This window comes from Flavobacterium polysaccharolyticum, from assembly GCF_038739875.1.
In the GTDB taxonomy this organism is placed as follows: domain Bacteria; phylum Bacteroidota; class Bacteroidia; order Flavobacteriales; family Flavobacteriaceae; genus Flavobacterium; species Flavobacterium polysaccharolyticum.
Genome location: NZ_JBCGDP010000017.1, coordinates 26521 through 39389, shown reverse-complemented (window position 1 = coordinate 39389; position 12869 = coordinate 26521). Strand labels below are relative to the sequence as shown.

General features: G+C 39.5%; 12 protein-coding genes. 8 read left to right on the top strand and 4 right to left on the bottom strand.

Annotation, left to right across the window (positions count from 1 at the left end; genetic code table 11):
• Positions 1–69: 69 nt before the first annotated feature.
• The 6 genes from WFZ86_RS15550 to WFZ86_RS15525 all read left to right on the top strand — a co-directional run bounded on the left by WFZ86_RS15550 (position 70) and on the right by WFZ86_RS15525 (position 6272).
• Complete coding sequence (locus tag WFZ86_RS15550) at positions 70–2169, top strand: ribonucleoside triphosphate reductase (protein ID WP_342692781.1); 2100 nt, start codon at positions 70–72, stop codon at positions 2167–2169.
• 166 nt (positions 2170–2335) lie between these two features.
• Positions 2336–2494 carry an anaerobic ribonucleoside-triphosphate reductase gene (gene nrdD, locus WFZ86_RS15545; RefSeq protein WP_157490620.1) on the top strand — a complete coding sequence of 53 codons (159 nt, stop codon included), beginning with the start codon at positions 2336–2338 and terminating at the stop codon, positions 2492–2494.
• Complete coding sequence (locus WFZ86_RS15540) at positions 2478–3167, top strand: anaerobic ribonucleoside-triphosphate reductase activating protein (RefSeq protein ID WP_342692780.1); 690 nt, start codon at positions 2478–2480, stop codon at positions 3165–3167. Before nrdD ends, WFZ86_RS15540 begins: the two co-directional genes overlap by 17 nt.
• A 113-nt stretch (positions 3168–3280) precedes the next feature.
• On the top strand, positions 3281–4210 hold the full coding sequence (gene nadA, locus WFZ86_RS15535; protein ID WP_342692779.1) for a quinolinate synthase NadA: 930 nt from the start codon (positions 3281–3283) through the stop codon (positions 4208–4210).
• Positions 4210–5745, top strand: coding sequence for an L-aspartate oxidase (gene nadB / locus WFZ86_RS15530; protein WP_342692778.1), 1536 nt, complete (start codon positions 4210–4212; stop codon positions 5743–5745). The genes nadA and nadB overlap by 1 nt, the downstream gene beginning before the upstream one ends.
• A gap of 71 nt (positions 5746–5816) precedes the next feature.
• Positions 5817–6272, top strand: a complete 456-nt coding sequence (locus WFZ86_RS15525) for a hypothetical protein (RefSeq protein WP_342692777.1) — start codon at positions 5817–5819, stop codon at positions 6270–6272.
• Between the two features lie 56 nt (positions 6273–6328).
• On the opposite strand, the gene hemL is transcribed toward WFZ86_RS15525, so the two are convergent.
• The 4 genes from hemL to WFZ86_RS15505 all read right to left on the bottom strand — a co-directional run bounded on the left by hemL (position 6329) and on the right by WFZ86_RS15505 (position 9824).
• Positions 6329–7615 (bottom strand): glutamate-1-semialdehyde 2,1-aminomutase, encoded by a 1287-nt coding sequence (gene hemL, locus WFZ86_RS15520; RefSeq protein ID WP_342692776.1) that lies wholly within the window; start codon positions 7613–7615, stop codon positions 6329–6331.
• Positions 7616–7674: 59 nt separating this feature from the next.
• Positions 7675–8484, bottom strand: a complete 810-nt coding sequence (locus WFZ86_RS15515; RefSeq protein WP_342692775.1) for a glucosaminidase domain-containing protein — start codon at positions 8482–8484, stop codon at positions 7675–7677.
• On the bottom strand, positions 8481–9371 hold the full coding sequence (locus tag WFZ86_RS15510; protein WP_342692774.1) for a 1-aminocyclopropane-1-carboxylate deaminase/D-cysteine desulfhydrase: 891 nt from the start codon (positions 9369–9371) through the stop codon (positions 8481–8483). The genes WFZ86_RS15515 and WFZ86_RS15510 overlap by 4 nt, the downstream gene beginning before the upstream one ends.
• A gap of 111 nt (positions 9372–9482) precedes the next feature.
• Positions 9483–9824: a hypothetical protein gene (locus WFZ86_RS15505; protein ID WP_159682243.1), complete on the bottom strand. Its 342-nt coding sequence runs from the start codon at positions 9822–9824 to the stop codon at positions 9483–9485.
• A 101-nt stretch (positions 9825–9925) separates the two neighbouring features.
• Between WFZ86_RS15505 and WFZ86_RS15500 the strand changes: the two genes are divergently transcribed.
• Together WFZ86_RS15500 and WFZ86_RS15495 are read left to right on the top strand one after the other, a co-directional pair.
• Positions 9926–10117, top strand: a complete 192-nt coding sequence (locus WFZ86_RS15500) for a C1orf53 family protein (RefSeq protein WP_159682240.1) — start codon at positions 9926–9928, stop codon at positions 10115–10117.
• A gap of 638 nt (positions 10118–10755) precedes the next feature.
• Entirely contained in the window at positions 10756–12741 is a 1986-nt protein-coding gene (locus WFZ86_RS15495; protein ID WP_342692773.1) for a urocanate hydratase, read from the top strand.
• The last annotated feature ends 128 nt before the right edge of the window (positions 12742–12869 follow it).

The window sequence follows — 12869 nt, the reverse complement described above, 5'->3', positions numbered from 1 at the left end:
AAATCTAACTGTTTATTAAAACACTTATTCATTTATAACAACAAACGCAAACTTAAACTTTCAAAAACTATGGAAAAATATGTAATCAAACGAAACGGAGAATACCGACCTTTTGAGGAATTCAAAATCAAAGATGCCATTGAAAAGAGTTTTAAAAGTGTTCAATTGGCAATAGACGAGAAAGTAGTAAGTAGTGTTTTCGAACAACTTCAATCTAAAACTACTTGGGCCGTTGAAGAAATTCAGGATTGCATAGAAAAAACCCTTTTTGAAAAACAGTATTTTGATGTGATGCGTTCGTTTATGCTCTTTCGACATACCAGAAAGTTACAACGCGAACACATCAACGGACTTAACGAAGACACCACCTATGTAGACAGCACGCAAACTATTGAAGAATACATCGAACAAACCGATTGGAGAATCAATGCCAATGCCAACACCTCCTACTCCAATGCTGGTTTGGTAAACAACGTAGCTGGAAAAATAATTGCCAACTATTGGCTTGACAAAGTCTACAGCAAACAAGAAGGATACGCGCACCGAAATGGCGATATTCACATACACGATTTGGATTGCCTTACGGGTTATTGTGCTGGTTGGAGTTTGAGGGTCTTACTCAACGAAGGATTCAATGGCGTTCGCGGACGTGTAGAAAGCAGACCACCCTCGCATTTTAGAGAAGCTCTGGGACAAATGGCTAATTTTCTAGGCATTCTTCAAAGCGAATGGGCCGGCGCACAAGCCTTCAGCTCCTTCGATACCTATTTAGCGCCTTATGTGTTCAAAGACAATTTATCCTTTGATGATGTGCTGAAAGCCGTTCGCAGTTTTGTCTATAACTTAAACGTGCCAGCGCGTTGGGGACAATCGCCTTTTACCAATATTACCTTGGACTGGGTCGTTCCCGAAGATTTGAAAACTCAAATTCCAACCCGAAAAGACATTCATTTCTTTCAAAACATCAACAACGAAGAACTATTACTTCGTGCACAAGCGCGTGGAGTGAAAACGTTAACCGAGTTGCGCTATGAACATTTCCAACCCGAAATGAACCTCATCAATAAAGCGTATTATACCGTAATGACCGAGGGCGATGCCAACGGACAACCTTTCACTTTTCCAATTCCAACCGTAAACATCACCGAAGAATTTGATTGGAATGGAGAAAACACCGATTTACTATTCGAAAATACCGCCAAAATTGGGTCGTCCTATTTCCAAAATTTCATTGGAAGCCAATACATTCTTGACGAAAACGGCAACAAAGAAGAAAACCCCAATGCCTACAAACCCAACGCCGTTCGTAGTATGTGCTGTCGCCTCCAACTCGATTTACGCGAATTACTAAAACGCGGTAATGGCCTTTTTGGAAGTGCCGAAATGACCGGAAGCATTGGAGTTGTGACCATCAATATGGCGCGATTGGGCTATTTGTATCAAGGAAACAAAACCGCTTTACTAGAACAATTAGACCATCTTTTATACCTTTCCAAATCAACTTTAGAGAAAAAAAGAGTCTTTATTCAAGAAATGTACGACCGCGGTTTGTACCCTTATACCAAACGCTATTTGTCACATTTCAGAAATCATTTTTCTACCATTGGTGTCAACGGAATCAACGAAATGATTGTCAATTTCACTCAAAATCAAGACCAAATCACCTCTAGAACAGGAATCGAACTGGCAGCCGAAATTTTGGAACACATCCGAAACCGTATGAAAGAATTCCAAGAAAGCACCGGAAACCTTTACAATCTCGAAGCCACACCAGCCGAAGGAACCACCTATCGCTTTGCCAAAGAAGACAAAAAACGTTTTGCTAACATCTATCAGGCGGGCGAAGGAGACAATATTTATTACACCAACAGCTCACAAATTCCAGCCGATTTTACCGAAGACCCATTCGAAGCCCTTTGCCTGCAAGACGAATTGCAATGCAAATACACCGGTGGCACCGTATTACACCTTTATATGAGCGAAAAAATCAGCTCATCCAAAGCCTGCAAACAATTTGTCAAAAAAGTAATTTCAAATTTCAAATTGCCCTATGTCACCGTGACTCCCGTATTCAGCGTTTGCCCCGTACACGGCTACCTAAACGGCGAACACGAATACTGCCCAAAATGCGATGAAGCCCTAATTCTCGAAAAAGAATTAATGGTTTAAAGGTTTAAAGTTGTTTAACGTCCAAACAACTTTAAACAACTTTAAACAACTTTAAACAACTTTAAACAACTTTAAACAACTTTAAACAACTTTAAACAACTTTAAACAACTTTAAACAACTTTAAACAACTTTAAACAACTTTAAACAATCTAAAACCCTTAAATAATGAAAACACATCCCATTCTAGAACAACATCCAGAACGCAGAACCAAATGTTTAGTCTACACTCGTGTGATGGGCTATCATCGTCCCGTAGAAAGCTTCAACATTGGAAAAAAAGGAGAACACAAGCAACGCACCCATTTCAATGAATGTAAGTGCTAGCACGCCCATTTACAGCATAACGCCGTTTACTTTGCTTGATTATCCGCATCAGTCGGCCTGCATTCTTTGGTTTGCGGGCTGCAATATGCGGTGCTTGTATTGCTACAACCCAGAAATAGTTTTAGGAAAAGGAAAACTCACCTTCCAAGACGCCTTGGATTTTCTCCACACCCGAAAAAACCTCCTAGATGCGGTTGTTTTCAGTGGTGGCGAATGCTTATTGCATAAAAACTGCCTTGAATTCATTGCAACCGTCAAGAAAATGGGCTTTCTAGTAAAAATAGACACCAACGGTTCAAAACCCAAAGTACTTCAAACCCTACTCTATCAAAAAACAATCGATTATATTGCCTTAGATTTTAAATCCCTACCAAACACTTTCGAAAAAATCACCCAATCCAATCTGTTTGTTTCTTTTGAGCAATCCCTCGAATTATTGCTTTCCAATTCTGTCCCTTTTGAAGTGCGCACCACCATCCACTCCGACTTAATTTCCAAAGAAGACCTCACTGCAATGGTTCATTATTTGGAACAAAAAGGCTACCAAGGCCAATACTATATTCAGTATTTCGTAAATGAAGCTCCAACCCTAGAAAAAATGGGCTTTTCCCACCGCGAATTAGATTCGGAATTCCTTTCCACAGCCAACATCAAAATAGTAATTCGGAATTAAACTAACCGCTCTTTTTGAAACACTTCTAAACCTGACATTTATCATTGGCAGTCCAATAGGATTAAAATACTTTTACACGCCCTTTATAAAATGACATACTAAAAAAAGGTAAAATGGAAAATCTCAAAGCAAAAATTGTTGCCCTAAAGAAAGAAAAAAATGCAGTCATTTTGGCGCATTATTATCAAGAACCAGACATACAAGATATTGCTGATTATGTAGGCGATAGCTTGGGTTTGTCACAAGAAGCGACCAAAGTTGATGCACCTATTATTCTTTTTGCAGGGGTTCATTTTATGGCCGAAACAGCCAAAATTCTCAATCCTAATAAGAAAGTAATTCTGCCCGACCTCAAAGCAGGATGCTCCTTGGCCGACTCTTGTCCGCCAGACTTGTTTAGAGCATTCAAAGCCCAACATCCCAATCATATCGTGATTACTTATGTGAATTGTTCGGCAGAAATAAAGGCGTTGAGTGATATTGTATGTACTTCGGCTAATGCCTTAAAAATTGTTGCATCAGTTCCAAAAGAAACGCCGATTATATTTGCTCCAGACAAAAACTTAGGCAAATATATTAGTCAAAAAACAGGACGAGAACTATTGCTTTGGGACGGCTCCTGTGTGGTTCACGAAGCTTTTTCACTAGACAAGTTAGTTGAATTATACAAACAAAATCCAGATGCCGAAATCATTGCGCATCCAGAATCAGAAACGCATATCTTAAAAACAGCCCATTACATTGGCTCCACTGCAGGAATGATAACGTATGTAAAAAACAGTCCAAACAAGAAATTCATTGTTGCCACCGAAGCTGGTATTTTGCACAAAATGCAGCAAGAAGTACCGCATAAAATCTTGATTCCAGCTCCATCCGAAGAGGACAACACTTGTGCTTGCAGTGAATGTGGCTATATGAAAGTCAATACACTCCAGAAAGTGTACGATTGTTTGCTCCACGAAACCCCCGAAATTATCGTTCCTGAAGACATCAGAGAACGCGCTTTAGTACCTATAGAACGTATGCTTGAACTCTCCAACTAATGACACAAACCAACTATTTAATTATCGGTTCTGGTGTGGCAGGACTAACTTTTGCCCTAAAAATGGCCACGCGCTTTCCAGAAAAAAAAATCACAATCGTTACCAAAGCCAATGCTGAAGAATCGAATACAAAATATGCCCAAGGAGGCATTGCTATTGTAACCAACAAAATAGAAGATTCGTACGAAAAACACATTCAGGACACCCTAATTTGTGGCGATGGCTTGTGCGAAGAAGCCGTAGTTCGAAAAGTCATCACCGAAGGACCAAAACGCCTACAAGAATTAATCAATTGGGGCGCACAATTTGACAAAAATGCACAAGGCAATTTCGACTTAGGAAAAGAAGGAGGCCATTCACAAAGTCGAGTGGTACATCATAAAGACCAAACGGGTTTTGAAATTGAACGCGCTATCTTGCAACAAGTCTATTTAAAAGAAAACATCACCGTGCTAGACCATCATTTTGCTATCGATTTGATTGCAGAAGACAATTGTTGTTTGGGCGTTCAAGTTTTGAATCAAAAAGACAAAACTATTTTTCCTTGTTTTGCTGATTATACCTTGCTTGCCACTGGCGGCATAGGAAATGTATACGGACATACCACCAATCCTATTATTGCCACTGGTGACGGAATCGCTATGGCAAACCGTATTCACGCCACTATCACCGAAATGGAGTTTATTCAATTTCATCCCACCGCTTTATTTCATAATTCCAATGGAACTCAATTTTTGATTTCTGAAGCTGTACGTGGTTTTGGTGCCTATCTACGTACCAAAAGCGGCCGTCGTTTTATGGAAGATTATGACGAAAGAAAAGAATTGGCTTCGAGAGATATTATTTCGCAAAGCATCGATTTTGAATTGAAAAAATCAGGAGATGCTTGTGTCTACCTAGATTGCACCCATTTGGATTTGGAAGCGTTTATCGCTCATTTCCCAATGATTTATAAACATTGCAAAAGCATTGGTATCGACATCACAAAAGATTGGATTCCTGTCGTGCCTGCCCAACATTATCTTTGTGGCGGAATTGTAGTCGATGCTAATGGTAAGACTTCCGTAGGGCGTCTTTTTGCTTGCGGTGAATGCTCTAGAACGGGTTTGCACGGAGCCAATAGACTAGCTTCTAACTCCCTACTAGAGGCGTTGGTTTATTCCAATGCAATTTATGATTACCTTTCTGAAAACCCTGACCCAGAAGTAAGCAAAACACCCGTTTACTCCAAAATCTACAAAGACCGCTTGCCTTTGATTACCAATTCTATTTTGAGTCAAATAAAAAGTGAATTGCAACTTTTGATGCGAAGCCACGCAGGAATCGTGAGAAACAATCACGATTTGAAGAAAGCCAAAAAACAGTTAAAACATTGGCTAAAAGAACTCCTAGAACTCGAACAAAATTATCAAGGGAATACCGCTTTTTATGAATTAAAAAACGTGATTACCATAGGAATCCTCATTGTTCAGCATTCTATGTTACGAGAGGAAAATCGCGGTGGCTTTTTCAAAATCAAGTACTTAAGACGCTAATTTTTTGTTAACATTAAACCTTTTTATTTAAACATCATCTTATCAGTATAAATCAAAAAAACGAAAGTAAGATGAAAAAAGTAATTATGGCTGCCTTATTGGTAGTAAGTTTAAGCAGTGTGGCACAGCAAAAAAGAGAAAGACCCAATCGTGACGAAATGGAAAAAATGACTCCAGAACAGCGTCAGGAGAAACATTTAAACAAATTGACTACGGATTTGAACTTGAATGCTAAACAACAAGAAGAAGTAAAAAAATTGTTGGCAGAACAAAGCGCAAAAGCAGCCGATTTTAAAGCCAAAAGAGAGGCAAAAAAAGACGAGCAATTGCAAGCCTCTGCTAAAGAAAGAAAAGAAATGGCTAAAAAAATGAAAGCCGAAAAAGAAGCCACGGACGCGAAAATGAAATCGATTTTAACTCCTGAGCAATACACCAAATGGGAAAACGATAAAGACATACGAAAAGAAAAAATGCTCGAGAAAAGAGAAGAAAGAAAAAGAAATAAAGGTGACAAAGGTGATTATTAATAAAAAAAGGGAGTTTCTACAGCAAGAAACTCCCTTTTTTGTTGTACTTCTATTTCTTAAAAAGTCTTCGATACTTTATCAATAGCTTGAATGGTCACATCTAAATCTTCATAAGTTAATGCATCGGTAATAAACCAAGTTTCGTATGCCGATGGTGCAATGTAGATACCTTCTTGCAACAAACCGTGGAAGAATTTTTTAAAGGTTGCATTGTCTCCTTTAGCAGCCGATTGAAAATCAACTACGGGTTCGGCATCAAAATGCACCGAAATCATTGAGCCTACTCTATTGATGGTAAAAAATATACCATTTTCAGTAAGCACTTTACGAATTCCTACTTCTAAATAAGCGGTTTTCTCTTCCAATCGTTGAAATACTGCTCTGTCATTATTTAACGCTTCTAACATCGCCAATCCAGCCGCCATCGCTAACGGATTTCCTGATAATGTTCCAGCTTGATACACGGGACCTAGTGGCGCCAAGTAATTCATAATTTCTTCACGAGCAGCAAAAGCCCCTACTGGCAATCCGCCACCAATTACTTTTCCAAAACAAACGATATCCGCTTGAATTCCGTATAACTCCTGAACACCACCTGCTGCCAAACGAAAGCCAGTCATTACCTCATCAAAAATCAATAATATTCCGTTAGCCGAACACAACTCACGTAAACCTTCTAAGAATCCGTTGAGTGGTGGTACACAACCCATATTTCCCGCAACCGGCTCTACGATAATTGCAGCAATTTCATTGGGATTGGCTGCAATCAAAGCGCTAACATTTTCTAAATCATTGTAACGAGCTAGCAAAGTATCTTTTGCGGTTCCTTCTGTGACCCCTGGACTATTGGGTACTCCAAAAGTACTTAATCCACTACCAGCAGCAATCAAAAACGAATCGGAATGACCGTGATAACAACCTGCAAACTTGATGATTTTATCTCTTTTGGTAAAGCCACGCGCCAAACGAATGGCACTCATACAAGCTTCTGTCCCCGAATTCACAAAACGAATTTTATCGATATTCGGCACCATAGCAACTGCCAAAGCAGCAATTTTGGTTTCCAATTCTGTAGGCATTCCAAAAGAAGTTCCTAATTTGGCACGTTCCGTTAATGCCTCCACAACGGGTTCGTAAGCGTGACCCAAAATCATTGGTCCCCAAGAATTAATGTAATCAATCAATCGGTTGCCATCTTCATCATATAAATACGCGCCTTTCGCACTTTTTACAAAAATTGGAGTACCACCCACGGCTTTAAAAGCTCGTACTGGCGAATTTACGCCTCCTGGAATTACTTTTTCCGCTTCAGCAAAAAGCTGACTGCTTCTTTGGTATATCATATTTTTACTATTTATAAAGTATTTTAATTCTAAAATATCAACTTTAATCAACGCCTATTTTACTTAACAATCAATTTTTGTCCAATCGAAATCGCGTTGTCGGTTAAGTTGTTTTTGCGTTGTAAATCTTCGACCAAAACATTGAACTTTTTGGAAATGGAATATAACGTATCGCCTTTTTGGACTTCATACAACGTGCCATCACCGTTTACCACTTGGTTGTCTACTCGACTCGAAACGGGATAATTTACCCCACTTTTGCCCAAAACCTGACTATCGTACTGATGCAAATCATAGCGCTCAATGTAGGCAATCAATTTTTCAGGATACAGTGGGTCGGTGGCGTATCCAGCGGCTCGCAATCCCATAGCCCAAGCCACATAATCTCCTTTGGCCAACGAAAAAAGAGAGGCATATCGTTTTTTGGTTGTCAAAAATTTAGCGTGGTCTTTATAAGAACCCGCTGGGTCTTCGTACTTTCGGAAGCATTCTTTTTCTGAATCATCATCTTGGTGTACAAATTCTCCTTCCCAATCATTATGACATTTGATACCAAAGTGATTGTTGGAATTGACGGCCAAACTGCTTTTCCCAGCACCCGATTCTAAAATTCCTTGTGCCAATATTATACTCGCAGGAATGCCGAAATTTTTCATATTGCTCATCGCAATTCCTTTGTATTGTTCTATATATTGATTGACTACCTCTAATCTTTTAGTGGCAACACCATTAGCAGATGGCGTCTTAGTATAAACGACTGTTTTCTTAGCGGGAGTTGTGTTTCTTTTATGGGTTTGAGTAACCGGTTTAGTACTGTTACAGCTTACCAAAAACAGCAATACTATCAGGCAGAAAATTTGTTTTATCATAGTACTAAAATCGGTTTGTTTTGGTTTCTTAATTTGGCATTCATCCCCGCAATTCCTTGGAGTCCACCCGTGTGAATCATTAGAATTTTGGAATTTGGTGGAAAATAGTTGCGCTGGATTAAATCCATAACGCCAAAAACCATTTTTCCGGTATAAATTGGGTCTAACGGAATACCCGTTTGTGTATAAAACCAATTCATCCATTCGATAAATTCGGTAGTTACTTTGCCATAACCTCCAAAATGATAGTCGATTTGGAGCTCCCAATTTTTATTTTGGACAAAATTACGAATTTCATCTTGTAAAAAATCCCCTTTTAACGCTGGAAATCCCAAAACTTTTTGATGCGGCAAAGCACTGTTAATGAGTCCCGAAATGGTTCCTCCCGTTCCAACAGCACTACAAACAAAATCAAAATCGGCATCAAGTTTGGTTAGAATTTCTTCACAGCCTTTGACTGCCAAATCGTTGGTACCACCTTCGGGAACCAAATAAAAAGACCCAAATTGTGCTTGCAATTGTGCGATAAAAGCAGCGTCTGTTTTATGACGATAGGCTTCACGGGTGACAAATTCAAAACGCATTCCGCATTCTTGAGCAAAAGACAAGGTAGGGTTTTCTGAAATTTTATCACGTAATTCATCACCTCGAATCACACCAATGGTTTCAAAACCTTGTTCTTTTCCAGCATACGCCACAGCAGCAATATGATTGGAAAAAGCGCCTCCAAAAGTGAGTAAAACCGAATGATTTTCGGCTTTGGCTTGGAGTACATTGTATTTTAGTTTTCGGAATTTATTGCCTGAGACAAAAGGATGAAGTAAATCCTCTCTTTTTATCTCAAGAGTAATTCCATTGGGCAATTCGTATGTTATTTCTTGATTCAAAGTGTATAGATTTTATAAAATTAACCGCAAGGTTCGCAAAGATTTACGCAAAGTTCACTAAGCTTTGCGGTCATTGCGCTTTCTTTGCGAACCTTGCGGTTAAATAGGCTTTTAATTTCTTTTTGTGTGCAAATAGTTTAAAAAACTAAAATATTTCCTCGTTTCAAGGTAACTCAAATTGGATTCGTTCGCATAAGCTTCGCGTTCAAAACTCAGGTTCCGATACGCCAAATTTTTATCTTTGTATTGATACCATCTCAGCAAAAACTCTAGGCTGTACCAAATAAAAAAAGGGACAATCAGCAATTCGAGTTGTTGACGCAAATGTATTTTTTCGTGATTGATGAAAATGCGATTTTCTTTGTAGCCTTCTTTTTTAACTAGCACAAACGGAAAAGCAGCGAGGCCGCTATATCCTTTTGGAATTAAATATTTAGCAACAATAAGAATCATTTCGCTTTAAAATTTATAGATTTGCAACTGTTGCAGCCTTTTATTTAAGGAAAACACCATTCGTTCTAGTAGCACGAACATCTCCAAAAAACAAGTCGCTTATGTTAGAGCAAAGTAATGAAAATAAATTAATCGAGGGTGAAGATTTTTACTTTACTCCCGAAGGCTATAAATGTTTTACTGAAAAGCATCACCTAAAAAGAGGGTATTGCTGCAAAAGCGGTTGCCGTCATTGTCCGTATGGCTATGATAAGAAAACGGGAGAATTTAAGAAGACAGAGGTAGGGAAATAGAATATCGAGAATAGAAAATAGAAGGCAGATTGAAGAAGGCAGAAATTAGTGGTCAGTGCTCAGTTTTTAGTGTTCAGATTTAGGGCGGTAAAAGCAGAAAGCACAAAAAACAAAAGATTCGCGATTTCAATGCAGCTGCTACTCCCCTCTCGAAATCGAAGATTCAACGACTCCAAAAAAATAAAAAAGGGAGTTATAGGGGCTGGGGGTGTGTTTTTTGGTGATGAAAGTAGAGAGCAAATTATTTAGACTTACCAAAGTTCAATAGTCTCGATGAAATGATTGAACTCAAAATATAAAAAAACGCTAAGAAATGGATGTCCTTTCTTTACAATACAGAATCAAAATATACAAGTCCTACCACCGGTCGGATATTAGGTATCCTTAGTCGGTTTTTTCCAACTAGAGGGTGACGATATATACCTAAGTGGTTTTGGAAGCAAAAAAGTCCTTGGTCTACGGGTCGCGAGAGGGATAGGAACTAGCTACCGAAGTAGCGTGGATAGCCCGACCGCAATACCGCAAGTGGCCGTATCAAGACATCGCTGCATTGACCACTTGGGGTATTGGGGTCTCGCCCAAATCTTACTAAAAAGTATCGCTATTATTTTAATTTCGATTGTAAAAACAAAAAAAAGATGACATTTAAAGAACAAATCCAACAAGGAATTCCTGATATATTACCACAACCTAAGCCGTATGATGCGGCTATAAATCACGCGCCGAAACGTAAAGAGATTTTGACGGCTGAAGAGAAAAAGTTGGCGTTGCGCAATGCGTTGCGTTATTTTGACCCGAAACATCATTCGGAATTAGTACCTGAATTCTCGGAAGAATTAGAGCAATACGGGCGTATTTATATGTACCGTTTTCGCCCTGAATACAAAATGTACGCGCGTCCGATTGACGAATATCCAGGGAAAAGCGAGCAAGCGAAAGCCATTATGTTGATGATTCAAAACAACTTGGATTATGCCGTGGCACAGCATCCGCACGAGTTGATTACGTATGGCGGAAATGGTGCGGTATTTTCAAACTGGGCACAATACCTTTTGACGATGCAATACTTGTCGGAAATGACCGATGAGCAAACTTTGACGATGTATTCTGGGCACCCGATGGGATTGTTCCCTTCGCATAAAGAGGCGCCGAGAGTCGTGGTAACCAACGGGATGGTGATTCCGAATTATTCTGCACCAGACGATTGGGAAAAAATGAATGCCTTGGGCGTTTCGCAATACGGACAAATGACGGCTGGAAGTTATATGTACATTGGTCCACAAGGTATTGTTCACGGAACGACCATCACGGTTTTGAATGGTTTTAGAAAAATTAAAAAGAATCCAAAAGGCGGTTTATTTGTGACTTCTGGATTGGGCGGCATGAGCGGCGCGCAACCCAAAGCGGGAAATATTGCGGGTTGTATCACCGTTTGCGCCGAAGTGAATCCAAAAATTACCCACATTCGTCACAGCCAAGGTTGGATTAATGAAGTGATTGAAGATTTAGACGCTTTAGTACAACGTGTAGCCTTGGCAAAAACGAATAACGAAACCATTTCTATTGCGTATTTAGGCAATATCGTAGACGTTTGGGAGCGTTTTGACCAAGAAAATATGCATATTGATTTGGGTTCTGACCAAACCTCATTGCATAATCCGTGGGCTGGCGGGTATTATCCTGCGGGCATTTCGTTTGAAGAAGCCAATGAAATGATGGCGAACCAACCAGAACTTTTTAAAGAAAAAGTGCAAGAAACATTACGTCGTCACGCAGCGGCTATCAACAAACATACTGCAAAAGGCACGTATTTCTTTGATTACGGCAACGCCTTTCTGCTAGAGGCTTCAAGAGCGGGAGCCGATGTGATGGCTGAAAATCCAACGCTTGGCAGAGAATTCAAATACCCTTCGTACGTTCAAGATATTATGGGACCGATGTGTTTTGATTATGGTTTTGGTCCTTTCCGTTGGGTATGTACTTCCGGAAAACCAGAAGACTTGGCCAAAACAGATGCTATTGCTTGTGCCGTTTTAGAGAAAATGATTGAAACCTCCCCTATAGAAATTCAGCAACAAATGCAGGATAACATTCAGTGGATTAAAGGCGCTCAAGAAAATAAATTAGTGATAGGTTCACAAGCGAGAATTTTATATGCCGATGCCGAAGGTCGTACTAAAATCGCCGAAGCATTTAACCAAGCTATTGCCAAAGGCGAAATAGGTTATGTGGTTTTAGGTCGTGACCATCACGATGTTTCAGGAACAGATTCACCTTACCGAGAAACTTCAAATATCTATGACGGTTCTAGATTTACCGCTGATATGGCCATTCATAATGTGATTGGGGATAGTTTCCGTGGCGCTACTTGGGTTTCCATTCACAACGGCGGCGGTGTGGGCTGGGGAGAAGTTATCAATGGTGGCTTTGGTATGGTTCTTGATGGTTCCAAAGAAGCTTCTAAACGTTTGGCATCTATGTTGTTTTGGGATGTCAACAACGGAATTTCTCGCAGAAGCTGGGCGCGTAACGAAGGAGCAATTTTTGCGATTAAACGCGCTATGGAAGTAGAACCTTTACTAAAAGTGACGCTTCCGAATGCTGTTGAAGACCATTTGTTATAACACAGGATTTCCTTTGAAATCTTAATAACAAATCCGTTTTTTGAAAGGTACTGGTTGTTTTAATCTAAACATTTTGATAGTTATAATCTAATGTTAAAAAAACTATCTTGAACTGAAAATAGATTATT